20 protein-coding genes are annotated in these 25498 nt (G+C 66.7%); 12 read left to right on the top strand and 8 right to left on the bottom strand.

The features are described 5' to 3' along the window. Window positions 1–140 precede the first annotated feature (140 nt). Window positions 141–1565 (bottom strand): type I glutamate--ammonia ligase, encoded by a 1425-nt coding sequence (gene glnA / locus IV501_RS11045; RefSeq protein ID WP_200555014.1) that lies wholly within the window; start codon window positions 1563–1565, stop codon window positions 141–143. A 135-nt stretch (window positions 1566–1700) separates the two neighbouring features. Between glnA and IV501_RS11040 the strand changes: the two genes are divergently transcribed. After that, window positions 1701–2120, top strand: a complete 420-nt coding sequence (locus IV501_RS11040; RefSeq protein WP_200555015.1) for an RDD family protein — start codon at window positions 1701–1703, stop codon at window positions 2118–2120. Between the two features lie 46 nt (window positions 2121–2166). Here IV501_RS11040 and IV501_RS11035 read toward each other — a convergent pair whose 3' ends face one another. After that, window positions 2167–2880: a DUF4191 domain-containing protein gene (locus tag IV501_RS11035; RefSeq protein ID WP_200555016.1), complete on the bottom strand. Its 714-nt coding sequence runs from the start codon at window positions 2878–2880 to the stop codon at window positions 2167–2169. A gap of 149 nt (window positions 2881–3029) precedes the next feature. Between IV501_RS11035 and IV501_RS11030 the strand changes: the two genes are divergently transcribed. Beyond that, window positions 3030–4613: a protein kinase gene (locus IV501_RS11030; protein ID WP_200555017.1), complete on the top strand. Its 1584-nt coding sequence runs from the start codon at window positions 3030–3032 to the stop codon at window positions 4611–4613. A gap of 69 nt (window positions 4614–4682) precedes the next feature. On the opposite strand, the gene sucB is transcribed toward IV501_RS11030, so the two are convergent. From sucB to IV501_RS11015, 3 genes are all read right to left on the bottom strand, one after another. Beyond that, a complete protein-coding gene (gene sucB / locus IV501_RS11025; RefSeq protein ID WP_200555018.1) occupies window positions 4683–6167 on the bottom strand; it encodes a 2-oxoglutarate dehydrogenase, E2 component, dihydrolipoamide succinyltransferase in 1485 nt (494 codons plus the stop codon). Window positions 6168–6220: 53 nt separating this feature from the next. Continuing rightward, entirely contained in the window at window positions 6221–7594 is a 1374-nt protein-coding gene (gene lpdA / locus IV501_RS11020) for a dihydrolipoyl dehydrogenase (RefSeq protein ID WP_200555019.1), read from the bottom strand. Window positions 7595–7741: 147 nt separating this feature from the next. Then, window positions 7742–9286, bottom strand: a complete 1545-nt coding sequence (locus IV501_RS11015; protein WP_200555020.1) for a leucyl aminopeptidase — start codon at window positions 9284–9286, stop codon at window positions 7742–7744. A gap of 134 nt (window positions 9287–9420) precedes the next feature. On the opposite strand from IV501_RS11015, the gene IV501_RS11010 reads away from it, so the two are divergent. The 4 genes from IV501_RS11010 (at window position 9421) to IV501_RS10995 (ending at window position 14200) form a co-directional block, all read left to right on the top strand. Continuing rightward, window positions 9421–10350, top strand: a complete 930-nt coding sequence (locus IV501_RS11010) for a proteasome assembly chaperone family protein (protein ID WP_200555021.1) — start codon at window positions 9421–9423, stop codon at window positions 10348–10350. 46 nt (window positions 10351–10396) lie between these two features. Next, window positions 10397–11755, top strand: coding sequence for an MFS transporter (locus tag IV501_RS11005; RefSeq protein WP_200555022.1), 1359 nt, complete (start codon window positions 10397–10399; stop codon window positions 11753–11755). Between the two features lie 244 nt (window positions 11756–11999). Continuing rightward, a complete protein-coding gene (locus IV501_RS11000) occupies window positions 12000–13319 on the top strand; it encodes an RNA polymerase sigma factor (protein WP_200555023.1) in 1320 nt (439 codons plus the stop codon). A gap of 152 nt (window positions 13320–13471) precedes the next feature. Continuing rightward, the gene (locus IV501_RS10995; protein ID WP_200555024.1) at window positions 13472–14200 is read left to right on the top strand and encodes a coenzyme F420-0:L-glutamate ligase; all 729 of its coding nucleotides are present in this window, start codon (window positions 13472–13474) and stop codon (window positions 14198–14200) included. 36 nt (window positions 14201–14236) lie between these two features. Here the strand turns inward: IV501_RS10995 and IV501_RS10990 are convergent, their stop codons facing one another. Beyond that, a complete protein-coding gene (locus IV501_RS10990) occupies window positions 14237–15259 on the bottom strand; it encodes a sugar-transfer associated ATP-grasp domain-containing protein (protein WP_307812160.1) in 1023 nt (340 codons plus the stop codon). Between the two features lie 115 nt (window positions 15260–15374). Here IV501_RS10990 and IV501_RS10985 point away from each other — a divergent pair, with 115 nt between their 5' ends. Both IV501_RS10985 and IV501_RS10980 read left to right on the top strand, forming a co-directional pair. Continuing rightward, window positions 15375–16037: an alanine racemase C-terminal domain-containing protein gene (locus IV501_RS10985; RefSeq protein ID WP_200555026.1), complete on the top strand. Its 663-nt coding sequence runs from the start codon at window positions 15375–15377 to the stop codon at window positions 16035–16037. Then, on the top strand, window positions 16034–17119 hold the full coding sequence (locus IV501_RS10980) for an alanine racemase (protein WP_200555027.1): 1086 nt from the start codon (window positions 16034–16036) through the stop codon (window positions 17117–17119). Before IV501_RS10985 ends, IV501_RS10980 begins: the two co-directional genes overlap by 4 nt. 54 nt (window positions 17120–17173) lie before the next feature. On the opposite strand, the gene IV501_RS10975 is transcribed toward IV501_RS10980, so the two are convergent. Further along, a complete protein-coding gene (locus IV501_RS10975) occupies window positions 17174–17401 on the bottom strand; it encodes a DUF7455 domain-containing protein (RefSeq protein ID WP_200555028.1) in 228 nt (75 codons plus the stop codon). Window positions 17402–17656: 255 nt separating this feature from the next. Here IV501_RS10975 and IV501_RS10970 point away from each other — a divergent pair, with 255 nt between their 5' ends. The 3 genes from IV501_RS10970 (at window position 17657) to IV501_RS10960 (ending at window position 21782) form a co-directional block, all read left to right on the top strand. After that, window positions 17657–19756, top strand: a complete 2100-nt coding sequence (locus IV501_RS10970; protein WP_200555029.1) for a DNA gyrase/topoisomerase IV subunit B — start codon at window positions 17657–17659, stop codon at window positions 19754–19756. Window positions 19757–19810: 54 nt separating this feature from the next. Continuing rightward, window positions 19811–21379 carry a carboxylesterase/lipase family protein gene (locus IV501_RS10965; protein WP_200555030.1) on the top strand — a complete coding sequence of 523 codons (1569 nt, stop codon included), beginning with the start codon at window positions 19811–19813 and terminating at the stop codon, window positions 21377–21379. A 61-nt stretch (window positions 21380–21440) separates the two neighbouring features. After that, a complete protein-coding gene (locus IV501_RS10960; protein ID WP_200555031.1) occupies window positions 21441–21782 on the top strand; it encodes a DUF952 domain-containing protein in 342 nt (113 codons plus the stop codon). Between the two features lie 18 nt (window positions 21783–21800). Here the strand turns inward: IV501_RS10960 and IV501_RS10955 are convergent, their stop codons facing one another. Beyond that, window positions 21801–24314, bottom strand: coding sequence for a DNA gyrase/topoisomerase IV subunit A (locus IV501_RS10955; protein WP_200555032.1), 2514 nt, complete (start codon window positions 24312–24314; stop codon window positions 21801–21803). Between the two features lie 12 nt (window positions 24315–24326). Here IV501_RS10955 and IV501_RS10950 point away from each other — a divergent pair, with 12 nt between their 5' ends. After that, a complete protein-coding gene (locus IV501_RS10950; RefSeq protein WP_200555033.1) occupies window positions 24327–25460 on the top strand; it encodes an alkaline phosphatase family protein in 1134 nt (377 codons plus the stop codon). Window positions 25461–25498 lie beyond the last annotated feature (38 nt).

Below are 25498 nucleotides of genomic sequence, written 5' to 3'. Positions count from 1 at the left end.
CTCTTTATCGAGGGTGCGGCCTTCCTCGTCTTCGTCCCTGCCGACCGCCCCTGCCCACCGCCCCCTGGTCACCAGGCCGCCGAAGCGATTAACGACGAAGGCCGCACCCCTTAGGGGTGCGGCCTCATCGTTTGCGGGGTTTAGACGCCGTAGTACAGCTCGTACTCGAACGGGGTCGGACGCTGCGCGGCCGGGATGATCTCGGTCGACCGCTTGTACGAGATCCAGGTCTCGATCAGATCCGGGGTGAACACTCCGCCTGCCGTGAGGAAGTCGTTGTCGGCCTCCAGTGCCTTCAGGGCCTCCTCGAGCGAGCCGGGAACCTGCGGGATGTTCTTCGCCTCCTCCGGGGGAAGCTCGTACAGGTCCTTGTCGACGGGCTCGTGCGGCTCGATGCGGTTCTTGATTCCGTCGAGACCGGCCATGAGCTGCGCGGCGAAGGCGAGGTACGGGTTGCCCGAGGCATCCGGCGCGCGGAATTCGATGCGCTTGGCCTTCGGGTTTGTGCCGGTGATCGGGATGCGGATCGACGCCGAGCGGTTACCCGCCGAGTACACCAGGTTGACGGGCGCCTCGAAGCCGGGGATGAGCCGGCGGTACGAGTTGAGCGTCGGGTTGGTGAAAGCGAGAACCGCGGGGGCGTGCTTGAGCAGGCCACCGATGTACCAGCGTGCGATGTCGCTGAGTCCGCCGTAACCCTGCTCGTCGTAGAACAACGGCTTGCCGTCGCTCCACAGCGACTGGTGGGTGTGCATGCCCGATCCGTTGTCGCCGAAGAGCGGCTTCGGCATGAACGTCGCGGTCTTTCCCCATTCGAGCGCGGTGTTCTTGACGATGTACTTGAACTTAAGGATGTCGTCTGCCGCGTGCACCATCGTGTCGAAGCGGTAGTTGATCTCGGCCTGGCCGCCGGTGCCGACCTCGTGGTGGGCGCGCTCCAGGATGAGACCGGCATCGATCAGCTTGAGGCTGATGTCATCGCGGAGGTCGGCCTGCTTGTCGACCGGGCTGACGGGGAAGTAGCCGCCCTTGTATGCGGTCTTGTTGGCGAGGTTGCCGCCCTCTTCGACGCGTCCCGTGTTCCAAGCGCCCTCTTCGGAGTCGACGGAGTAGAAGCTCGTGTTCTGCTTCACTTCGTAGCGAACGTCATCGAATATGTAGAACTCGGCTTCGGGCGCGAAGAACGCGGTGTCGGCGATTCCGGTCGAGGCGAGGTACTTCTCCGCCTTCTTGGCGATCTGGCGCGGGTCGCGGGCGTAGATCTCGCCGTTGCGCGGGTTGTAGATGTCGAAGACCATGATCAGTGTCTTCTCGGTGCGGAACGGGTCGACGTAGGCGGTGCTGACGTCGGGAATCAGCTGCATGTCCGATTCGTGGATCGATGCGAAGCCGCGGATGGAGGAGCCGTCGAACAGCTGCCCGACGGAGAAGAACTCCTCGTCGACGGTCGACGCGGGGATGTTGAAGTGCTGCTGCACACCGGGAAGGTCGGTGAAGCGGATGTCAAGGAACTTGATGTCGTTTTCCTTGATGAACTTCAGCACCTCTGAAGAATCATTGAACATGTGAGGTACTCCAATGAGTTTGGTACGGGGATGGCCAAAGACAGCCACTGCGAGGCTAGACGGACGGAGTTTCCCCGTGGTGTCGCTATTGTTTCGCGCAGGTTACGTGTCACGTGAATCCGTAGACTCGACGGCATGGCCCCTGCGAATCCGACCGTCGACCGCGCCCAGCAGGATGATTGGCCCGGACGCCAGCTCGGCCTTCCGGCATCCGGCCCGCGATCGATCGCGCGCCTGGGGCGTCGCATCGCCGGCATCGCCATCGATTGGGCGATCGCGGTTCTGATCTCCTTGGCGTTCTTCCACTACAACGGGGGAGCCACGCTGGCCGTCTTCGCGATCGAGCAGGTGCTCTTCATCTCACTGTTGAGCGGCAGTGTCGGGCATCTCATCCTCGGGATGCGCGTGGTTCCGCTCGCGGGCGGCTGGGTCGGTGTGTGGCGACCCGCCGTGCGAACCGTACTGCTCTGCCTGGTGATCCCCGCCGTCATCTACGACAAAGATCAGCGCGGCCTGCACGACAAGCTCGCGGGTACCGTGCTGGTACGTCGCTAGCGCGGGCCGGACTGCGTTAAGCCGGACTGCGCTAGAGCGGACTGGGCTAGCGCGGTCGAGGTGCGCGCGCCCGCAGCGGGTCGACGCCCTTGGGGATCGGCAGCTGGTTCTTGCCCAGCGAGCTGAGGCGGTTGCTCACCGCGTAGACCTCGGCCTTGGTGAGCGAGCGCTTGAAGCGCGCCATCCGGGCCGGAAGACGGTGCAGCGGAACCGAGTCGGCATCCGGACCCACCTGAAGGTAGTTGACCGCCACGTTGGGGAGGATTCGGGCGACCCGACGGCGCTCATCTTCGAGCATCTTCAGGGTGCGCGACTTGGGACCCTCGCCGATGAGGACGACCCCGCCGGTTCCCACCGCACGATAGACGGCATCCTGCGTCTTCGGACTCACCGCAACCGGCATCTCGCTCGCGGTCCAGCCGCGACGCAGAGAACTCTTGAGCACCGCGCCGACCGCACCGGGCTGACCCTCGATCTGACTGTAGGCGGCACGCTCGGCCTTGCGGCCGAGCACCACGAGAAAGAGCAGCACTCCACCGAGCACGCCGGCGACGATCCAGAGCACGAGTCCGAAGGGGTTGTCGCGGGTGAGGATGAACCCCACGATGAGTGCGACCGCGATCGGCGCGACGAACGCGAGAATCATCCACCACACCGCGGTCGAGTCGTACCGACGGGTCATCTGGAAGACCTGGAACATCTGCTTGAGACGACCGGGCTCTTTCGCCGGTTTCGCCGACGAACTCTGAGTGCGTGCCATGGAGTCAAGGATACGGCCTGGTGACGGTCGTGGCCGCACGGTTCCGCGGCGAGCGGACGACAATCTCCGCTCCTCCACCGGCGGCTGTGGTGACGAGCTCTCCACCGGGCCGCACCGTGATCTGCTGCGCGGTGTGGGCTCGGAGCACCATGAATCGTATGGAAACCGTGGGCGGCTATCGACTCGTGCGGAGATTGGGCGAGGGCGCCCGTGCCGAGGTCTGGTTGGGGCACGCCACGCGCCATGACGATCGGGTGGCGGCGATCAAGCTCTTCCGAGAAACGACGCTCGACGAGCAGATCGATATCGAACTCGACGCGATTGCTCGCTGCACATCGCGGCACCTGCTTCGTCTCGACGATGTCGGTTCGGCTCCAGACGGAAGGCCGTGCCTGATCCTTCCGCGCCTCGGCACCAGCATCGCTCGGCTTCTCGGCGCGCGAGCCGCCATCGGGATGGGGGAGCTGGTGACCGCCGCTGCGCCCGTGGTCGCCGCCGTTCAAGAACTCCGGCGGGTCGGTGTCGTCCACGGCGCCATCGGGCCATCGACCGTGCTTCTGGATGATCTCGGCGCTCCGGTCGTCGCCGCGTTCGGTTACGCCCGCGTGGTCGGCCCTGCGCCGGAGGCACTGGACGCCTCGAGCCTCACCCCGGCCGAGCGGCATGCCGAACCAGAACTCCGCATCGATCTGACACGGCTCTGCGGCTACGTCGAATCGCTGGCGGTACGGGCGGCCGACCGACGAGGACTGAGGCCGCCCGCCGTTGACGATCTGATCGGCTGGCTCGGCACGATCTCCGGTGGCGAGGGTGGAGACGGTGACGCGTTTCTCGACGAGCTCGGCGGTCGCCTGTTCGATCTGGCTCCGGCCGCTCCGATCGCCACCGACAGCGCGCCGGCGGCACCAGCCGTGGTCTCGCGGCACATCCCGGTTGCCCAGATGCCTGTTACCCACGTGCCTGTTGCCCATGTCCCTGTTGCCGATGTCCCTGTTGCCCATACCCCTGGCGCCCGCGACCTCGCCACGCCGGCCGCCGCGCCCGACCGCGCAGCTGATCGGCTGAGGGACCGCGTTGACGTCAGCTCAGTCGACGCGCTCCGGGCGGCGCTCGGCTCGCGGATTCGTTCAGCCCTTGCTCCCGTTCGCACCCCAGTGTGGATCGCCGGCGGCGTTGGACTCATCGCGTTGCTGGTGGGGGTGATGGTGGTGCCGGCGCTGGGTGACGAGGGCGATGGGCGCGGCACATCCAGCGAGAGGGCACACGCCACGCCGCCCGCGAGTGTGAGTCCTGCACGCACGCCACCCGCCAGCGCGCCACCCGCCAGTACGTCAGAGGGAGCGGTCCCGCCCGATGCCACGGCAGCTCTCGCGGGGGACGACCCCGTGGCGGCGGCATCCGCTCTCGTCGCCGGTCGCGCGCTGTGTTTGGCGGCGCGAAAGGTCGCCTGCTTCGACGGCATCGATCAGCCGGTGTCGGCCGCGCTCGAATCCGATCGCTATGCCGTTCGGACCAAGACCGGTGCTGCAGCGCGCGGTGCGCGCCCACTCCCGAGCGCGCCCATCGCGCTGGTGCAGTTGCTCGGAGAGTCAGCGATCATCGGGCTGGGACAACCGACGGCGACGGATGGCGCGGCTGACGCGCCGCCCCAGACCTATCCGGCGTCGCTGCTCATCGTGAAAACGACGAACGGCTGGCGGATCCGGGATCTCACCACCGGGGTGAGTCCGTGATCAACCAGCCGTTCAGAGCCGAGTCGACGGCGTGCCGTTTACCCGTTGTGGGAAGTGGCCGCCGCGTCGTTATATGCCGAGATTGCCGGCGAAGTTGCCGCCCTCGAGGCGGTTCTTCACCGCCACCAGGAAGCGTGCGGCGTCTGCACCGTCAACGATGCGGTGGTCGTACGACAGCGCGAGATATACCGTGGAGCGGATCGCGATAGCGTCTGAGCCGTCGACGGTCACCACGACGGGCTTCTTGGCCACGATGCCCGTGCCGAGAATGGCCGACTGTGGCAGGAACACGATCGGGGTGTCGAACAGTGCCCCGCGCGACCCGGTGTTGGTCAGCGTGAAGGTGCCGCCGGCGAGCTCATCGGGCTTCAGCTTGTTGTCGCGGGTGCGGGCGGCGAGATCGGCGATCTGGGCCGCGAGACCGGCGAGGTCGAGCGAGCCGGCGTCCCGGATCACCGGGGTGAGCAGACCGCGCTCGGTGTCGACGGCGATGGAGATGTTCTCCTGTGCCGGGTAGACGATGGTCTCGCCGTCGATCGTCGCGTTGATGATCGGGTAGGCCTTGAGTGCCTCCGCCGCGGCGAGGGCAAAGAACGGCAGGAAGGAGAGCTTGAGGCCGGTCTTGGCCTGGAAGTCCGCCTTGACCTGGTCGCGGTACTTGGCCACCAGGGTGACGTCCACCTCGACCACGGAGGTGAGCTGCGCCGAGGTCTGCATAGAGATGACCGCGCGCTCGGCGACGACCTTGCGCAGACGAGACATCGGAACGCTGCTTCCGCGCAGGGGCGAGGTCTCGAGCGAAACCGGAGCGACGGGTGCGGTGACCAGCACCTCGTTGCTCGCGGTCGGGACCGCAGCGAGCACGTCCTCCTTGCGGATGCGGCCGCCGACACCGGTGCCGATGACCGCCGCGAGATCGATGCCCTTTTCGTTCGCGAGCTTGCGAACGAGCGGGGTCACGTAGCCGGCGTTGGCGTCGACCGAGGTCGCGTCAGCGGCGGGCGCCGAACTGGCCGGTGCTGCAGCGGCCGGAGCCGGTGCTGCGGCGGCCGGAGCCGGTGCTGCGGCGGCCGGAGCCGGAGTTGCGGCCGGAGCCGGAGTTGCGGCCGGAGCCGGAGTTGCGGCCGGAGCCGGGGCAGCAGCAGGCGCCTCGGCAGCGGGCTGCGCGTCCTCGGGAACCGGGGCAGAGACGGGCTCTGCTGCCGGCGCCGGGGTCGGTTCGACCGATGCGGCTGGAGCAGCGGCGGGCTCGGCAGGTGCCGCGGCCTCTGCCGGAGCGGCCTCCGGAGCAGCAGGTTCTGCTGCCGCCGGTGCCGAGCCGTCGCCGATGGTGACGAGCGGGGTGCCGACCTCGACGGTCTCGTCCTCGGCGACCAGAATGGCCTCGATGACTCCGGCGATCGGCGAAGGGATTTCGGTGTCGACCTTGTCGGTCGAGACCTCGAGCAGAGGCTCGTCGACCTCCACCCGGTCGCCGACGTTCTTCAACCAGCGGGTGACCGTACCCTCGGTGACACTCTCGCCGAGTGCCGGGAGGTTGACGGATTCGCTCATCAGTGATGCTCCTTATGCGGTTCTTGTGATTTTTAGTTTAGAGACTGCGGCGCTTACAGCGCGTGCAGCGGCTTGCCCGCGATGGCGAGGAATGCCTCGCCGAGAGCTTCGTTCTGGGTCGGGTGCGCGTGGATGAGCGGGGCGACGTCCTCGGGGTACGCCTCCCAGTTCACGGCGAGCTGAGCTTCGCCGATGAGTTCGCCCACGCGGGCGCCGATCATGTGGACGCCGATGACGGGGCCGTCGACGACGCGGACGACCTTGACCGAACCCGACGTGCCGATGATGTGGCTCTTGCCGTTGCCGGCCAGGTTGTAGTCGTAGCTGGCGACCTTGTCGGCGCCGTATTTCTCCTGCGCCTTGGCCTCGGAGAGGCCAACCGACGCGACCTCGGGGTCGGAGTAGGTGACCTTCGGGATGTTCGTGTCTTCGATGACGATCGGGTTGAGGCCCGCGATCTCCTCGGCCACGAAAATGCCGTGCTGGAAGCCACGGTGTGCGAGCTGCAGGCCGGGGACGATGTCGCCGACCGCGTAGACGCCGGGGATGTTGGTCTGCAGGCGCTCATTGGTGAGCACGAACCCGCGATCCATGCCGATCCCGACTTCCTCATAGCCGACATTGCTGGTCATGGGGCCGCGGCCGACGGCGACGAGCAGCAGCTCCGCCTCGAAGGTCTGGCCGTCTTCGAGAGTGACGACGACCCCCTGGTCGTTCTGCGTCACGCTCTGGAAGCGCTTGCCGAGGCTGAAGTTGATGCCGCGCTTACGGAAGGCGCGCTCGAACTGCTTGCTGATGGCCTCGTCCTCGTTGGGAACCAGGTGGGGGAGCGCTTCGATGATCTGCACATCGGCGCCCCACGACTTCCACACGCTCGAGAACTCGACGCCGATGACTCCGCCGCCGAGGACCAGCACCTTCTTGGGCACGAAGTCGAGCTCGAGTGCCTGCTCGGACGTGATGACGCGGCCACCGATCTCGAGGCCGGGGAGCGAACGCGAGTACGACCCGGTCGCGAGCACGATGTTCTTGCCGGTCAGGGTGATGTCACCCACCTGAACGGTGGTCGGCGAGGTGAGCTTGCCGAAGCCCTCGATCACGGTGATGCCGCGGGCCTTGATCAGACCCTGCAGGCCCTTCCACTTGCTGGCGACGATGCCTTCGCGGTAGCTGGTCACGGCGGAGATGTCGATGCCCTCGAAAGTGGACGTGACGCCGTATTTGGCGGACTCGCGCGTGACATCCGCCACCTCGGCGGAGTGCAGCAGCGCCTTGGTGGGGATGCAGCCGACGTGCAGGCAGGTGCCGCCGAGCTTGCCCTTCTCCACCAGGGCTACCGAGAAGCCCAACTGGCTTGCGCGCAGGGCAGCGGCATAGCCACCGCTTCCTGCTCCGAGTACGACGATGTCAAAATTCTGCTCGGACAACCCAGCGGCTCCTTGAGGTATCAGATCTGCGCGTCGACCTCGCCATTGTGGTGGCGTCGGTCGTCATGGCGAGAGTTTTTCGCGCCTCAAAGACCCTACTACTTGTTGACTGGGCTCCCGCGGGATTGACCATCCCGGGTCGCGGCGCTACTCGGAGGGCTTGACCTCCGCGCTCGGGGCACCGGATGCCTCGGCGAGCGCGAGAAGGGCGCGCACAGTGACCGCCGTGGCCCCCTTGCCGGTGAACCCCCACGGGCCGGCGTTGTTGACCGCCGGACCGGCGATGTCGATGTGGGCCCAGGGGATTCGGCTGCCGTCTTCGCGCGTTCCGACGAACTCCTGGAGAAATACGCCGGCGACGAGCATCCCGGCAGCGGTGTTGCCGATCTTCGCGTTCGCGATGTCCGCGACGTCGGAATTGAGCAGCGCCCGCAGCTCGCCGGGAAGCGGCATCGGCCAGAGCTGCTCGCCCGTTGACGCACCAGCGGCGAGGATCGAGTCCACGAGCGTGTCGTCTCCCATCACCCCCGAGTAGCGATCGCCCAGGGCCACGCGTTGCGCGCCAGTGAGCGTGGCGACGTCGATGATGGCGTCTGGCTGTTCTTCACCGGCGGCCACGATGCCGTCGGCCATGACCAGGCGGCCCTCCGCATCGGTGTTGAGAACCTCGACCGTGCGCCCGCCGCGCATCCGCAGCACATCGTTCGGGCGGATCGCGGAGCCGGACGGCATGTTCTCCGCCATGCACAGCCATGCCGTGAGGCGCACAGGAAGCGCGAGCTTCGCGGCGGCCACGACGACGGCCATGACGGTTGCAGCGCCGGCCATATCGTCTTTCATCCCCACCATTCCGGCCGCGGGCTTGAGCGAGAGGCCGCCGGTGTCGAAGGTGATTCCCTTGCCCACCAGAGCCAGATGCGTCGTCGCGTCCGACGGGGAGTAGCTGAGCTTGATCAGGCGCGGCCCCCGGCTAGACCCCTGGCCGACACCGAGGATGCCGCCGAAACCGCCGGCGGCGAGCTCCGGCTCGCGAAGGATGTCGATCTCGATCGGCAACTCGCCCACCAGGTCCACCGTCGCCGCGGCGAAGGTCTCCGGGTAGAGCACATCCGCGGGGGCGTTGACCAGGTTGCGCACGCTTTCCATCGCGGTGGCGACCACAACGGCGCGGTCGAGAAGCTTCTGATTCGTGTCGGTTGCGCCGAGTGTCGTGACCACGGTGATCTCCGACGCCGGCAGCTTCGTCGCCGCGAGGCTCGCCTGGCGGAACTCCGTGAACGCGTACGCGCCGATCGCCGAGCCCTCGAGAACCGCGAGCGTCTGCGCATCGTCGGCGACCGGTAGCGCGAGCACGAGCGATTCGACGCCGACCAGCTGGCGCGACGCGGCACCGGCGGCGGAGCGTAGGGCGTCCGCTGAGATCGACCCGTCTGTCTCGGCAGAACCGAGGCCGATCAGCGCCAAGCTGGATGCTGCGCCGATTCCCTGCAGGCGGCGAATGGAGTCCGCAGCACCCGTGATGCCGATCGCAGAGAGCGACTCGCGCAACGAATCGAACTCGGGGCCTGCGAAGGCCTCACCATCCGCGTGCAGGCGGGGGCCGTCATCCGTTGCAGAGACGCCGAGCACGAGCACGTCGGCGGCGATGGTGGGGGCGGGTGCAGCGGAAAGGATGAGGCGAGGCACGGTCATCCCGCCATGCTAACCGGCACTCAGCGGCGCCCCGGACCTCGCCGAAATTAGGTGGGGTGGCCTGTTCGCTGAGGGCATCACTGCGGGTGCCGCTGCGCGCGTCCGCGTCGCCGGGCCCCGATTACAGTGGACATATGCGAGATCCAGACGCCCTTTTCGAGCTCACCCCGGATGCCGCCGGTGTGCCCGCTGGACTCCACCTGGTCGCCGGCCTCACCGGTTTCGCCGACGCTGGCGGGGGAGTAACTCAGCTCAGCGAGTACCTGACCGAGAGCGTCGACCACCGCCTGATCGCTACTTTCCACGCCGATGAACTGCTGGATTACCGGGCACGCCGCCCCACCATCCATTTCGACGAGGATCATGTCACCGACTACCGCCCGCCGATGCTGGCGCTGTACCTCGGCACGGACGAGATAGGTCAGCAGTTCCTCTTTCTCACCGGGTTCGAACCGGACTTCCAGTGGGAACGGTTCTCGGCGGCCTTGCTCGGCCTGATCGCCCATTTCCACGTGAAGACCACCACCTGGGTGCATGCAATACCCATACCAACGCCGCACACCCGACCCATCGGGGTCACGGTGAGCGGAAACCGCGTAGAGCTGATCGATTCGATGTCGATCTGGAAGCCCAACACTCAGGCTCCGGCCACCGCGCTGCACCTGGTGGAATACCGTCTGCAGGAGATGGGGCACCCGACCGTCGGATTCGTCCTGCTCATCCCGCACTACCTCGCCGACACCGAGTACCCGGATGCCGCGGTGACGGCGATCGAGTCGATCAGCGCCGCGACCGGGCTGATCTTCCCGACCGATCGGCTCCGCGAGGAGGGGCGCGAGTTCCTCGCCAAGATCGACGCGCAGCTCGAGACGAACCAGGAGCTCGCGCGTCTGGTCGGAACCCTCGAGGAGCGGCACGACTCCTACATGGAGGGCAACCCGCTGCGGTCCCCCCTCACCGACGAGGACGGCGAGCTCCCGACCGCCGACGAGATCGCCGCCGAGCTGGAGAATTTCTTGGCGATTCGGCGCAACGGCGAAGACGACCAGCCAGGCCTGGTGTAGTCGGGTCCCATTCGGGCCGATCCGCGGCCGCGATTAGGCTTGCCGGGTGAACTCCCGACGCTCCTGGCTCATCTGGGGCGTCGCGGTCTTCGCCTATATGATCGCCGTGCTTCAGCGCACGTCTCTGGGGGTATCCGGCGTCGCCGCAAGCGAACGTTTCGGCGTGACGGCTTCTGTCCTCTCGAGTCTCGCGGTTGTTCAACTCGTCGTGTACGCAGCGCTGCAGATCCCGGTCGGCATCCTGCTCGACCGCTTCGGACCCAAGCGCCTGATCACCATCGGCGCGGCGCTCATGTTCCTCGGTCAGATCGTGCTCGCCTTCGCCCCCTCGATCGGCATCGCCATCGGCGGTCGAATCCTGGTGGGGGCAGGCGACGCGATGACCTTCATCTCCGTGGTGCGTCTGCTGTCATCGTGGTTCCAGGGCCCGATTCTGCCGCAGTTGTCGCAATGGACCGGCAACATCGGCCAGCTCGGACAGGTGCTCTCCGCGATTCCGCTGTCGTTGGTGCTGCACGGCGCCGGGTGGACCCAGGCCTTCCTCGGTGCGGCGTCGCTTTCGGCGATAGCCCTGGTACTCGTCATCCTGTTGCTCGCGGATCGTCATACGGATGTCGAACCGCCGGTCGTCGCGCCCGGCGCGTTGCGCAGACTGCGTGACGCGCTCGCGCGGCCGGGGACCCAGCTCGGATTCTGGTCGCACTTCGTCACCCAGTCATCCGGCACCGTGTTCACGCTGCTCTGGGGTTTTCCGCTTCTCACCGCGGGGCTGCACTACTCGACTACGGAGGCGTCGGAGCTGCTCACCCTGATCGTGATCACGGGATTCGTCAGCGGTCCGGTGCTGGGCATCCTCACCGCTCGCTTTCCGCTGCGACGTTCGAACCTGGTTTTGGGCATCGTCACCGCGCTGGGCGTGGTCTGGACCGCGGTTCTGGTGTGGCCGGGCAGCCCGCCGCCCTGGTTGATCATCGTGCTCGTGGTGGTGCTGGGGATCGGCGGCCCTGGTTCCCTCATCGGCTTCGACTTCGCGCGCAGCTTCAATCCGCTGCGGAGCCTCGGGTCGGCGAACGGTGTGGTGAACGTCGGAGGCTTTCTGGCCAGTTTCGTCATGATGTACCTGATCGGGGTGGTGCTCGACCTGCTCAATCAGCGACGGATCGCTTCGGGCGTGCCGAGCGACATATTCGCTTGGGACTCATTTCGCGTCGCCCTCTGTGTGCAGTACCTCATCGTCGGTGCGGGAGTCGTCTTCCTGCTGCACGCGCGTCGTCGCACGCGCCGTCGCATGCAAGAGGAGGAAGGAATACAGGTCGGCCCTCTTTGGGTTGTACTCGTAGGACGATGGCGCAGACGTAGGGCGGCGCGGCCAGTGAATGGCTCCAGCGACTCACTGAGCGACTGACTTATAGCCACATCGCCCGAAGTTGGCAAGGGGCACGGGAAAACCATGCAATAATTGGATTAAGACCCGTTCTTGACCTCGGGGATCGTTCGTACCTTCATGGTGCTCGCGCCCAGGACTTGACATGGGTCTTAATGCTGTCCAAAAACTGCTGTCCAAAAACTGCTGTCCAAAAACTGCTCTAGTTCCACTTGCTTCACCCGCTGCCCCGCATGCAGCAACACCCCGATCGGAAGGTGCCCACATGGCTACCACAGCAAAGTCCGCGGCTCTCGTAGAGTCCGAGGCGGTCGAAGAGGTCAGCGTCGACCCCACGGCCGCTGCCCCCAAGAAGACCACCGCCCGCGCGAAGGCGGCGCCCAAGACCGCGGCCGCGAAGGCCAAGGCACCCGCGAAGGCTCCGGCCAAGCGCGCCACCAAGGCGAAGGCCACGGATGACGGGCCCGACGGCGAAGAGATCGATGACGACGTCGAGGTGGTTGTCGTCGTCGACGACGTGAAGGACGACAGCGCGGAAGACGCCGAAGAAACGGAAGAGACCGAGAGTAAGACGGAGAAGGCCCCCGAGGTCCTTCCCAGTGGCGCGCTCGTGCTCTCCCTTGTGGACGATGAAGACGAGGTTCCCGTCTATTCGTCCGCCATCACGGGAGCTACGGCCGACCCGGTCAAGGACTACCTGAAGCAGATCGGTAAGGTCGCCCTGTTGAACGCGGCCGAAGAGGTCGAGCTCGCGATGCGCATCGAGGCCGGTCTGTTCGCCGAAGACAAGCTCTCCCAGATGGCGCCGGCCGAGCTGAAGTCCTCGCTCGGTCGCGAGTTGTCCTGGGTCGCCAAAGACGGCCAGCGTGCCAAGAGCCACCTGCTCGGCGCCAACCTCCGTCTCGTGGTCTCCCTGGCCAAGCGTTACACCGGTCGCGGTATGCAGTTCCTCGACCTGATCCAGGAGGGCAACCTGGGCCTCATCCGTGCCGTCGAGAAGTTCGACTACACCAAGGGCTTCAAGTTCTCCACCTATGCGACCTGGTGGATCCGCCAGGCGATCACCCGCGCCATGGCCGACCAGGCCCGCACCATCCGCATCCCTGTGCACATGGTCGAGGTCATCAACAAGCTGGCCCGCGTTCAGCGCCAGATGCTGCAGGACCTCGGTCGCGAGCCCACCCCGGAAGAGTTGAGCCGTGAGCTCGACATGACCCCGGAGAAGGTCATCGAGGTGCAGAAGTACGGTCGCGAGCCGATCTCGCTGCACACCCCGCTCGGTGAGGACGGCGACAGCGAGTTCGGCGACCTGATCGAGGACACCGAGGCAGTCGTGCCCGCGGATGCCGTGGGCTTCACCATGTTGCAGAAGCAGCTGGAGTCGCTGCTCGACTCCCTCTCCGAGCGCGAGGCGGGCGTCATCCGCATGCGCTTCGGTCTGGGTGACGGCATGCCGAAGACTCTCGACCAGATCGGCGACACGTTCGGTGTGACGCGCGAGCGCATCCGCCAGATCGAGTCGAAGACCATGGCGAAGTTGCGCCACCCCTCGCGGTCGCAGTCGCTGCGCGACTACCTCGAGTAAATCGACACTCAGCTATACCTAGAGACGCGCCGACGGGCATCACCGTCGGCGCGTTTCTGCATGCACCGCTCTGTAGGCTCGATAGTCGGCCACGGGGGAACGTGCTCCGCTGGACTCCACACACGCAGAACCACTGAAACGGATGTGACTCAATGGTCGCCGACAACACTCCCGCAGCCTCCCAGCCCGCCGCGAACGACGGCAAGAAGCTCGAGACCATCGTGGATGGCGTGCGCTATTCGCGGATCCCGATCAAGACCCGCCTGGTCGGCCCTGACGATGACATTGTCGAGGTCGTCACCTCCTTTGCCGACCCCGTGATCGAGGCAGGCGACCTCCTCTTCGTCACCGAGAAGATCGTGGCCATCACCCAGGGCCGGGCCTATCCGGTCGACTCGATCCAGGCGCGACCGCTGGCCGTGCGTCTGTCGCGCTACGTCACCAAGACCCCGTCCGGCATCGGCCTAGGCCTGCCGCAGACCATGGAGATGGCGCTGCGTGAATGTGGAGTGCCGCGCATTCTCTTCGCCGCAGCGGTTGCCGCCGTGACGAAGAAGCTCGGTCGTTCCGGCGACTTCTACCGCGTGGCCGGGCCGAAGGCCCGCGGCATCGACGGCCCGACCAGCGGCACCATCCCGCCGTACAACTCTCAGGTGGTGCTCGCGCCGTCACGTCCGGCGGAGGTGGCGAAGCGGCTGCAGAGCGCGCTGGCGACCCCGGTGGAGGTGCTCATCGTCGACATCAATGACTTCGGTGGCAACATCCTGGGCTCCACCGTGGATCGGGCCACCGATCGCGCGATGGAGAAGGTGTTGGGCGACAACCCACTCGGTCAGGGGCACGAGAGCACGCCGCTAGGCGTGATCCGCCGGGCACGCTGATCGGTGGCGGCGCGGACGCCCGGATGACTCTCTCGGCTAGAAGCCGACGAACTCGCGGAAGCGCGGGCGGCTGCCGGTGCGGATACCGGTGACGCTTGGCTTGTTCTCGTAGACCCCAGCCGCCCAGTTGCCCTCTACCAGCACCGGACCGGTCTCGCCGATGACGATGTCCCAGCCGACGTATTGGATCTGCGGCACCACCCGGGCGGCCTTGTCGATGAAGGCGAACAGTTCGTCGACCATCGGGAGCTGGAAGTCGACGATCGAGACGCCGGACTCCGGGTGGGTCTTGTACACGTTGTCGTGCGAGTCATAGCCGGCGCCGCGCGAGTGACCCTGCAGGTCGAGCATCGTGTAGAAGCCGCCGAAGGTCTGTTGGTCGCTCGCAGCGCCCCGCCCGAACTTCTGCGCCATCGAGAGCACGTGGGTGTCGGTGCCGTCGAAGAACGTGGTGACCCGCGTGGTGTTGGCGGTGCCGGGGCAGATCGCGGCCAGCGTGGGGTGCTGGGTGATGTACTCCTCGAGCAGGGTCTGGCCCTTGGCGAGCAGCTGGGCGCGGAACTTCTGCCAGTCGACGACATCCGTTGCTTCGTAGCGCTCGACGCCGTGGCCGGAGTCGCTGAACGGTACCTTGCCCATGACCTTCTCGTGGGCGAGCACGAAGTCGCGGATCTGATCGACTGACGACTCTCGCACATCGATCCAGCCGCGACCGAGCAGGTCGGCGAACTTGTGGTTGAACTCCAGCTTGTCGTGGAACAGCGAGCGGAATTCGGGCTGGTCGTACTTCATGGCGATGTGGTTCGACAGCGAGTGCGTCATGAAGGTCTCGCGCTCGGTGGCGGTGAGCATCGCGAAGTCGTAATCGACGTAGTCCTGGAACGCCGTGTTCTTGAACGCCGCCGACCAGAGCATGTCGGCGAAGACGACCGGGGTCGGCTTGCCGAACCGTGCGCCGACCTCGCGGGAACGCTGCAGTACGGAGGCCGCATCGAAGCCTCGGGCGCGACGCCCCAGGTAGCTGAGGCGGTTCTTGAGGCCGAGGCCCTGTGCTGTCACGGTGGTCGTTCTCCCGTCGGTGGCCGGCGTGTGCCAGACGATTCTACCGTTCGGGCGCTGGGCTCCTCCCGCCCGGCTTCGGCACGGCGAATGGCCGACACCGTATTCTCGAGGCATGCAGTCCTCCCACCGCCACGCGCTCGGTGTCGAACCCGCGCCCGTCGGCCGGCATCGGCTGCGCGTCGATTTGGAGGCAATTCGCCACAACACCGCGGTGTTGCTCTCCCGCGGGCGACCGGTGCTCGCCGACGTTTCGGCAGATGGCTACGGCCACGGCGCTGCCGAGGTCGCCCGCGTCGCCACGGAAGCCGGTGCGACTTCCATCGATGGTGAGCGTGGCGAGTCCAACCTGGCCCTGTATGGAATGACGGATGACCCGGCCCTCCGCCCGGCGATGCGCGTGTCTGCCGTGGTCGTCGCCACCAAGACCATCGATGCAGGGGAGGGTGTCTCCTACGGCCTCACATACCGCGCCACCGCTCGAACGAACCTCGCCCTGGTCGGCATTGGCTACGCGGACGGGTTGGACCGCTCGGCCAGCAACACTGCGAGCCTGCTGTTGAACGGCACGCAGCGCCGCATCGTCGGACGCGTGGCCATGAACGCGCTCGTGCTGGAACTAGGCGACGACACCGCCCAGGTCGGCGACGAGGCGGTCGTGTTCGGTGACCCGGCCGCTGGAGACCCGCACGTCCGGGAGTGGGCCGCATCGATCGGGCGCCCTCCTGCCGAGGTCACCGCGGTCATCGGGCTTCATTTGCCGAGGAGTTACGCATGAACGACGAGCTCGGCATCTCCCAGGTGATGCCCCCGCGCATCACCGTCGACCTGTCCGCGTACGCGCAGAACCTCGACGCCATCCGCACCCGCGTCGCGCCGGCCGAGGTGATGGCGGTGCTGAAGAGCGACGGATACGGTCACGGCCTGCTGCCGATCGCTCACGCCGCACTCGATGCCGGGATCACCGCCCTCGGCGCTCTCGACATCGACACGTCGTTGCGGCTGCGCGACTCCGGCATCGGCGAGGAGGTGCTGATCTTCGCCTGGTTGCTCGCGCCAGATGACGACCTCACGGCGGCGGTCGCCGCGGGGATCGATCTCGGTGTCTCGTCTCTGGACGAGCTGAACCGCATCGCGGCAGCGGCATCCGCTCGGTCCGATGGTCGCCGCGCCCGCGTGCACCTCAAGATCGACACCGGGTTGCACCGCAACGGTGTCAGCCCGGAGCACTGGCCGGCCGTCGTCGAGCGCGCCGTGCTGGTGCGCGAGAGCGTCGACCTCGTAGGCATCTGGACCCATATCGCCGAGGCCTCCGACGAAGAAGACACGGATGCCATCAGCCGCTTCCACGCGGCCGTGGCGGTGGCCCAGGCGGTCGGCGCCGAACCGCAACTGCGGCACCTCGCGGCCAGTGCGGCGTCGTACTTCCGGGCGGACTCGCGGCTCGACCTGGTGCGGGTCGGAGCCTTCGGGTACGGCATCTCGCCCGGCGGCGGGATCACCCCGGGAGAACTCGGCCTCACCCCGGTGATGACACTGACGGCGACCGTATACGCGAGTGACGACGGCACGGCCCGACTGGCGATCGGGTCGGGCGACGGTATCTCGAGCGCGGCTGCGGGGCGGGTCTCCGTCGCGGTAAACGGTCGGCGATTTCCGGTGGCCGATGTCGGGCTGGACTGGATCGGACTCGCGGACCCCAATGGTGAGCTGCAGCGTGGCGACGAGGCGGTGCTGTTCGGTCCTGGGACCCGGGGCGAGGCGACGCTTCAGGAGTGGGCGGACGCGACCGGCACGATCGGCGAGGAGATCGTCACTCGCCTGAGCGCAGACATCCCTCGGTCGTATCCGAAGGGTTAACGACGAAACGCCCCGGCCGAAGCCGAGGCGTTTCGTGAAGATCGTGGGTGAGCGCTACTTGTTCTCGAGCAGGCGAGCCGACTCGTCGTGCCAGTCGCTGGCGATCGTCGACAGCTTCTCCTGGTACTTCTTGCCGTGGTGGGCGCAGAACAGGAGTTCGCTCTCACCGATGGCAACACGGATGTAGGCCTGGGCGCCGCAGCTGTCGCAACGGTCGGCGGCGGTGAGTTCGTGGCTGGAGCCGAGGTCAACTGCAGTCGTTTCGGGTGCGATCTGTGACATGAGATGCTCCTCCACTTTCGTACGGGTCGGTGTGACGTTGTTCTATACAAGCACGCGGATGTTTCGCCGGTGGGACAAACGTCCACTATTTCGCTGAACGCGTAGCCCGACCGGTACCACTGGGGTCGGGGGGTGTCGGGTGCCGAGAGATGCCCCTTGCTTCATTAGTCTTGAACGCGGTCCGCCTCCCCGTCATTCCTCATGACCGGCTTTTCGATCGGTCGGGAGGCTCGGCCCGCGTAAAGGAGAACACACGTGGCGAGTTCCGACTACTCCGCACGGCATCTTTCGGTGCTCGAGGGGCTGGAGGCCGTGCGCAAGCGGCCCGGCATGTACATCGGCTCGACCGACTCCCGTGGACTGATGCACTGCCTGTGGGAGATCATCGACAACTCGGTCGATGAGGCCCTCGGCGGCAATGGCGAGGACATCGAGGTCATCCTGCACCCCGACGCCAGCGTGGAGGTGCGCGACCATGCTCGCGGCATCCCGGTGGACATCGAGCCGAAAACGGGGCTCTCCGGCGTCGAGGTCGTGTTCACCAAGTTGCACGCCGGCGGAAAGTTCGGCAGCGGTTCGTACGCGGCATCAGGCGGACTGCACGGCGTCGGCGCGTCGGTCGTCAACGCGCTCTCCGAGCGGCTCGACGTCGAGGTCGACCGCGACGGCAAGACCTGGGCAATGTCATTCCATCGTGGCGAGCCCGGGCGATTCGCGGATGTCGACCCGAAAGATCCGAAGCCCGATTCGCCGTTCAGTCCCTTCATCTCCGGGAGCGAACTCACCGTCGTCGGCAAGGTGAAGAAAGACGTCACCGGCACCCGCGTGCGTTACTGGGCCGACCCGCAGATCTTCACCAGGGGCGCCACCTTCCAGACCGAAGAACTGCTGGCCCGCGCCCGCCAGACCGCATTCCTGGTGCGCGGCCTCGGCATCGACATCGTCGATGCACGGGGGAGCGAGAGCGGCGAGGGGCCCACCCGCGAGCTGTTCAAGTTCGACGGCGGCATCGCCGAATACGTCGACTTCCTGGCACCAGACTCCCCGATCACCGAGACCTGGCGGATGACCGGCTCCGGCACGTTCGCCGAGACGGTCCCCGTGCTCGACGACAAGGGCCACATGGTCGCGACCGAGTTGCAGCGCGAGTGCACCGTCGACATCGCCCTGCGCTGGGGCACCGGCTACGACACGGTGTTCCGCAGCTACGTCAACATCATCGCGACGCCGAAGGGCGGAACGCACCAGACCGGGTTCGAAGCCGGGATGCTCAAGTTCCTGCGCGCCCAGGTCGAGCAGAACTCGCGCCGGCTCAAGGTCGGCAACGACAAGCTGGAGAAGGATGACATCCTCGCCGGCCTCACCGCTGTGCTCACGGTGCGCCTCCCGGAGCCGCAGTTCGAGGGTCAGACGAAGGAGATCCTGGGCACGCCCGCCGTGCGCAACATCGTGTCCGCGGTGGTCGCCAAGGCCATGGCCGAACGGTTCGGCTCGTCGAAACGCGACGACAAGACCCAGGCATCGCTCGTGCTCGACAAGATCGTCGCCGAGATGAAGTCCCGCGTTTCCGCCCGCGCCCACAAGGAGACCCAGCGCCGAAAGAACGCCTTGGAGAGTTCCTCGCTTCCGGCCAAGCTGGTCGACTGCCGCTCCAGCGACGTGGCCAACAGCGAGCTGTTCATCGTGGAGGGTGATTCCGCCCTCGGCACCGCGAAGCTCGCCCGTGACAGCGAGTACCAGGCTCTGCTGCCTATCCGCGGCAAGATCCTCAACGTGCAGAAGGCCTCCGTGGCCGACATGCTGTCGAACTCGGAGTGCGCCTCGATTATCCAAGTGATCGGCGCTGGCTCGGGACGCAGCTTCGACCTCGCCACAGCTCGCTACGGCAAGGTGATCATCATGAGTGACGCAGATGTCGACGGCGCCCACATCCGTACGCTGCTGCTCACCCTGTTCATGCGCTACATGCCCGACATGATCCGTGACGGACGGGTCTACGCCGCGGTGCCGCCGCTGCATCGGGTGATCGTGATGAACCCGGGGTCGAAGCCGAACGAGACGATCTACACCTATTCCGAGGCAGAGCTGAATGGCGTGCTCGCCGGGCTGAAGAAGTCGAACAAGCGGTATCAGGATCCGATCCAGCGGTACAAGGGGCTCGGCGAGATGGACGCAGACCAGCTGGCCACCACGACCATGGACCGAGCTCACCGCACCCTGCGTCGGGTGCAGATCGGCGATGCCGCCAACGCCGAGAGGGTCTTCGAGCTGCTGATGGGAAACGACGTCGCACCGCGCAAGGACTTCATCATCGCCGGCTCGGAAGGGTTGTCACGCGAGCGCATCGACGTCTGAGTTTCGGTCAATCGGCGGATTACGCCGTTCACCCCGTCGGCATAGGATGCGATCATGCCCACCCGAACCGCTACCGCAGACGGCGTGAGCACCGACCTCCTGACGGTCGACACGGCGAGCGGCGCGGTTCGCGGCGTGGTCAGGCGTGGACTACGGATGTGGCGCGGCCTCCCGTATGCGACGGCTCCCGTCGGCGCACTCCGGTTCCGTGCTCCCCAGCCGCCGCGGCCGTGGGACGGTGTGCGCGACGCGACGCACTTCGGTCCCGTCGCCGTTCAGGATCGCAAGGGGCCGTTCGTCGGCGCCTCGCGCACGGTCGTCATGTCGGAGGAGTGCCTGAGCCTCAACGTGATCGCCCCGGGGGAGGCATCCGTCGTGCCGTTGCCGGTGATGGTCTGGATTCACGGCGGCGCATACACGGTCGGCTCCTCACAGGAGATGGACCGGCAAGGCGAGGTGCTGGTGCGCGAGGGCGGCGTGATCTTCGTCAATTTCAACTATCGTCTTGGCGCCCTCGGCTACCTCGACTTCAGCAGCTTCTCCACCCCGGAACGCACCTTCGAGAGCAATCTCGGGCTGCGCGATCAGGTCGCGGCGCTGGAATGGGTGCGTGACAACATCGCCATGTTCGGGGGAGACCCCGGCAACGTCACGCTGTTCGGCGAATCCGCCGGCGCGAATGCGGTGACCACGCTGCTCGCCGTGCCCCGCGCCCGGGGGCTGTTCGCCCGGGCGATCGCCGAGAGTCCGCCGGCCGACGCGGTCTACGGCAGCGAGACGACCGCGGTCTGGGCAGGGGAGTTCCTCGAACTGCTGACCGAGATCGTCGACGACCACAGCACAGACAGCACCTCGCATGAGGACGCCGCTGCACTTCTCGACGCCGCGCCACTCGACGCGCTGGTGCGGGCGGCGACCAGGATGCAGCTGCTCACGCCCGACGTCAACCCGGGCACGATCAGCTTTTGTCCGGTGATCGACGGCGACTTCCTTCCCGAACGGCCGATCGATGCGATCGACAACGGCCACGCGCATCCTGTACCGCTCATCATCGGCACCAACGACCGCGAGGGCTCGCTTTTCCGCGGGCGGCTGGACATTCTCGCGACGACGCCACCGCGCATCCGCGCCATCTTCGCCAAGACCAAGAAGAAGGCGCGCAAGCGGCTGAAGGCCCTGTATCCCGGCCTCCCCGATAAGCGTGCGGCCGCCGACTTCGGCGGTGACTACTCGTTCTGGTACCCGTCGATCCGCGTCGCCGAACGGCATGCCGATGTCGCGCCAGTGCACTTCTACCGATTCGATCTCGCGCCCCGGCTGATCCGGTTGATGGGGCTCGATGCCACCCACGGCATCGAGATGTTCGCCGTCTTCGATAAGGGCTCTGGCTTGCGGGGGAGGGCGATCGGCGTGCTCGGCGGCTACAACGCCTTCCAGGCGACCGGACGACGGATGCGCGCGAACTGGCTGCGCTTCGCCCACACCGGGCGAGTTGACCCCTCGTGGCCGACCTACACCTCTCGCAAGCGCAACACCCTGATCATCGACGAGACCGATCGCGTGGAGCAAGACCCGCGGGGCGACAAGCGTCGCGCCTGGCAGGAGTTCGTGCCGCACGTGTGACCCGTCGCGCCGCGACGGAGGAGCAGCCGTATCGAGACCCATCACCCGTACGCTGAACACCGTGATCTTCCACCTCGCCCCGGCCGCCGACTGGGCGGCCGCGCTGACCGGCACGCCGTACCCCCGATCGAGCCGTGAAGAGCTGTTCGCTGACGTCGGGTTCGTCCACGCCTCCACCGCCGAGCAACTCCCGGGCGTCGTCGAACGGTTCTACCGCGATGAGACGGGAGCGCTGATGCTGCTCACCATCGACGAGGCGCTGGTGGAGTCATCCGGTGTCGAGGTCCGCTGGGAGGGGCGCAGCGACCGCTACCCACACGTCTACGCGCCGCTGCGACCGGAGTGGGTGGTGCGCGCCGAGCCGGCACACATCGTCGACGGCGTGCTGGTCGTCGGCAGCTGAACGCTGCCCTCGTGCCGGCTAGCTGGACCAGGCGTTCGCGCTGGCGATGCTCTCGCCCACGCTGCCGATGACGCCCTCGAGCGGCGTTCCTGACGCGTCGCGCTTGGCTCCGGCCTCGGGGAGGGCGCGCACGGCGCCATCCGGGGCGACCGGAATCGCGGGGGCGGCCCCCGCCCAGCCGAGCGCGAGCACATCTTCTCCCTTCAGGAAGGTGTGAGCCCGCACGCCGCCGGTGGCGCGGCCTTTACTGGGGAACTCCGTGAGATACGAGACCTTCGCCCGCCCGGCATCGACGCCCACGAGGGCCGAGCTGCTGGACGATACGGTCACCACCACCGGCTCTGTGGTCGGGTCGATCACACCAAAGAAGATCACCTCTGCCGTTGCGCCCAGATTGATGCCAGCCATGCCGCCTGCGGTGCGCCCCTGGGGGCGGACCGCGGATGCCGCGTAGTGCAGCACCTGCGCGTCGGAGGTCATGAACAAGAGCGTGTCGCCGTCGCCGCCCTGCCGAGCACCGACCACCTCGTCGCCGGGCTTCAGCGCGATGACCTCGAAGTCGGGCTTGTTCGGGTAGTCGCCTGGCGCGAGCCGCTTGACCACCCCCTGCCGAGTGCCGAGGGCGATCGGGTCGTCGGAGGTCAGGGAGACCAGAGCGAGCACCCGCTCGCGCGTGGAGTCCAACCCGAGGTAGTCGGTGATCCGCACCCCCGCGGCGAGCTGGATCGAGTTCTCTGGCACCACCGGCAGATCGACCGGGGTCAGCTTGATCAGGCGCCCGAGATTGGTGATCGCACCGATCTCGGCGCGGCTCGTCGTGACCAGGGCGGACAGGATGGCGTCGTGCTTGCTTCGGCGCGCGATCCGGGCGGGTAGCGCGGCCTCGTCCGCGATCTCCTCGGCGAGGTCGATGCGGATGGCGCGACCCGTCGTAGAGAGGAGCACGCGGCACGGGGCATCCGCGATCTCGAGAATCGGAGCGGATTTGCGGGACGACGTGGCGATGCTGGGACGCGCCTCGGTGAGCAGGGTGCGGCGCGGGGTGCCGAACTTCTCGGCGATCTCCTCCAGCTCGTCGGAGACCAGGCTGCGGATGCGTTGGGGCACGGCCAGCAGCTCCTGCAACTGAGCGATCTCGGCACGCAACTGGTCGCGTTCGGTCTCGAGCTCGATGCGCGAGAACTTGGTCAGCCGACGCAGGCGCAGCTCGAGGATGTACTCGGCCTGGATCTGGCTGAGGTCGAAGACCTCGATCAGCCGAGCGCGCGCAGCCTCGGTATCGTCGCTCGACCGGATGACCTGAATGACCTCGTCGATGTCGAGGATCGCGATGAGGAGGCCCTCAACCAGGTGCAGGCGGTCGAGCTTGCGGGCGAGCCGGAAGCGGCTGCGTCGAGTGACCACCGAGATGCGGTGGTCGATGTAGACCTGCAGAAGTTCCTTCAGGCCCAGCGTCTTGGGGCCGCCGTCGACGAGGGCGACGTTGTTGATATTGAAGCTGTCTTCGAGCGGGGTGAAGCGGTAGAGCTGCTCGAGCACGGCGTCCGGACTAAAACCGGTCTTGATGCCGACCACCAGACGCGTGCCGTGTGCGCGGTCGGTGAGGTCGGTGACGTCGGAGATGCCCGAGAGCTTCTTCGAGTTGACGCCGTCTTTGATCTTCTCAATGACCTTCTCGGCGCCGACCATGAAGGGCAGCTCGGTGATCACGAGCCCCGCCTTGCGAGCCGTGATGTTTTCGACCGACACCCGGGCGCGGGTCTTGAACGCGCCACGGCCTGTCTCGTATGCATCACGGATGCCCGCGAGGCCGATGATCGTGCCACCGGTAGGCAGATCCGGGCCAGGCACATACGACATGAGGTCATCGAGGGTGGCGTTCGGGTTGTCGATGAGGTGCCGAGCTGCGCCCACGACCTCGATGAGATTGTGCGGCGCCATGTTGGTCGCCATGCCGACCGCGATGCCGGAGGCACCGTTGACCAGCAGGTTCGGGAAGGCGGCGGGCAGCACCTCGGGCTGCTGAAGCTGGGCGTCGTAGTTGGGCACGAAGTCGACGACGTCCTCGTCGAGATCTTGGGTCATTGCCAGAGCCGCTGCGGTCAGCCTCGCCTCGGTGTATCGCGCTGCCGCGGGGCCGTCGTCCAGAGTTCCGAAGTTGCCGTGCCCATCGATGAGCGGCACGCGCATGATGAAGGGCTGAGCGAGGCGCACCATGGCGTCGTAGATGGAGCTGTCACCGTGCGGGTGAAGCTTTCCCATCACCTCGCCGGTGACGCGGGCGGACTTGACGTGCCCGCGATCGGGCCGCAGTCCCATCTCGGTCATTTGGTAAAGAATGCGTCGTTGAACGGGCTTGAGACCGTCGCGCGCGTCGGGGAGTGCCCGCGAGTAGATGACGGAGTACGCGTATTCGAGGAAGGACCCCTCCATCTCGGCCGAAACGTCGACGATGTCGATGCGTTCTCCGGTCGAGGCCTGTGCAGTTGATTGCTGAGCGGCGTCGGAGGTGGGTGTATCTGAGGTAGCCATAGGATTGCCACCATGCTACCGGCCACGAAATCGCACCGGTTGAGCCTCGCGGATGTCGTCCCGAGTTCGCTCTCCGCCCTTGCCGGTCGAGAGAATCCGCTGGGCCTCGCCGCCGCCGATAAGGCGATCGTGCTGCTCGTCGACGGGCTCGGAAGCGCCCAGCTCGCCGCACGCGCCGGGCACGCACGAACGCTCGCCCCGCTGCTCACCAAGAGCGCGGTGATCGGGTCGCGGTTCCCCACCACGACGGCGGCCGCCCTGGCCACGCTGACCACCGGTGAGCCGTCGGGAACGCATGGCCTGGTCGGCTATTCGGTGTTCGACGTCGCTCACGATCGCGTGGTCAATCAGTTGAGCGGCTGGGAGGGAGACAACAAGGCGGGGTACCTCGATCCGGCGACCTGGCAGCGCGTTCCCACCCTGTTCGAGACGGCATCGGTTGCAAGCTTCGTCATCGGGCCTGAGCGCTACCGCGACAGCGGCTTCACCCGCGCGGTCTTGCGGGGCGCCGAATACCGCGCGGGCGCATCCGTCTCCGACCGGTTCGCGGTTGCACGGCAGACGCTGGACGAGATCGAAACCGGGCTGCTCTACCTCTACGTTCCCGAGCTCGACCAAGCAGGGCACGCGAAGGGCTGGGAATCGCCCGAGTGGACCCGCGCCCTCGAAGACCTCGATGGCGAGGTCGGGCGCTTCGCTTCCACCCTGGGTCGCCGGGAGGGGATGCTTCTCACCGCCGATCACGGAATGCTCGACGTTCCCGTCAGCTCGCACGTTCTCTTCGACGCGGAGCCGGGCCTACTCGACGGCATCCGTCACGTGGCGGGGGAGCCACGCGCCCTGCAGCTGCACTTCGAGCCGGACGCGAGCGAGCAGCACCGTGCAACAGTGCTCGAGCGCTGGCGGATCGAGGAGGGGTCACGCTCGTGGATCGTGTCCCGTCGCGAGGCAGTCGACTCCGGCTGGTTCGGACACGTCGCCCCTGAGGTCGAACCCCGCATCGGCGACCTGGTGATCGCCGCGCGCAAGGCGGTCGCCTACTACACGCAAGCCTCGCACGCGAAGAACTCGATGATCGGCCAGCACGGTTCGTGGACCGCGGAGGAGACGAGCGTGCCTCTCCTGCGGTTCGGCGCCTTCGCCTGAGGCATCAGCGCGCCCGTTTGTTATCCACGCGCGTGCTG

Origin of the sequence: Lacisediminihabitans changchengi, from assembly GCF_016634425.1 — a bacterium.
GTDB lineage: Bacteria > Actinomycetota > Actinomycetes > Actinomycetales > Microbacteriaceae > Lacisediminihabitans > Lacisediminihabitans changchengi.
This window is presented reverse-complemented; position numbering and strand designations above follow the sequence as displayed.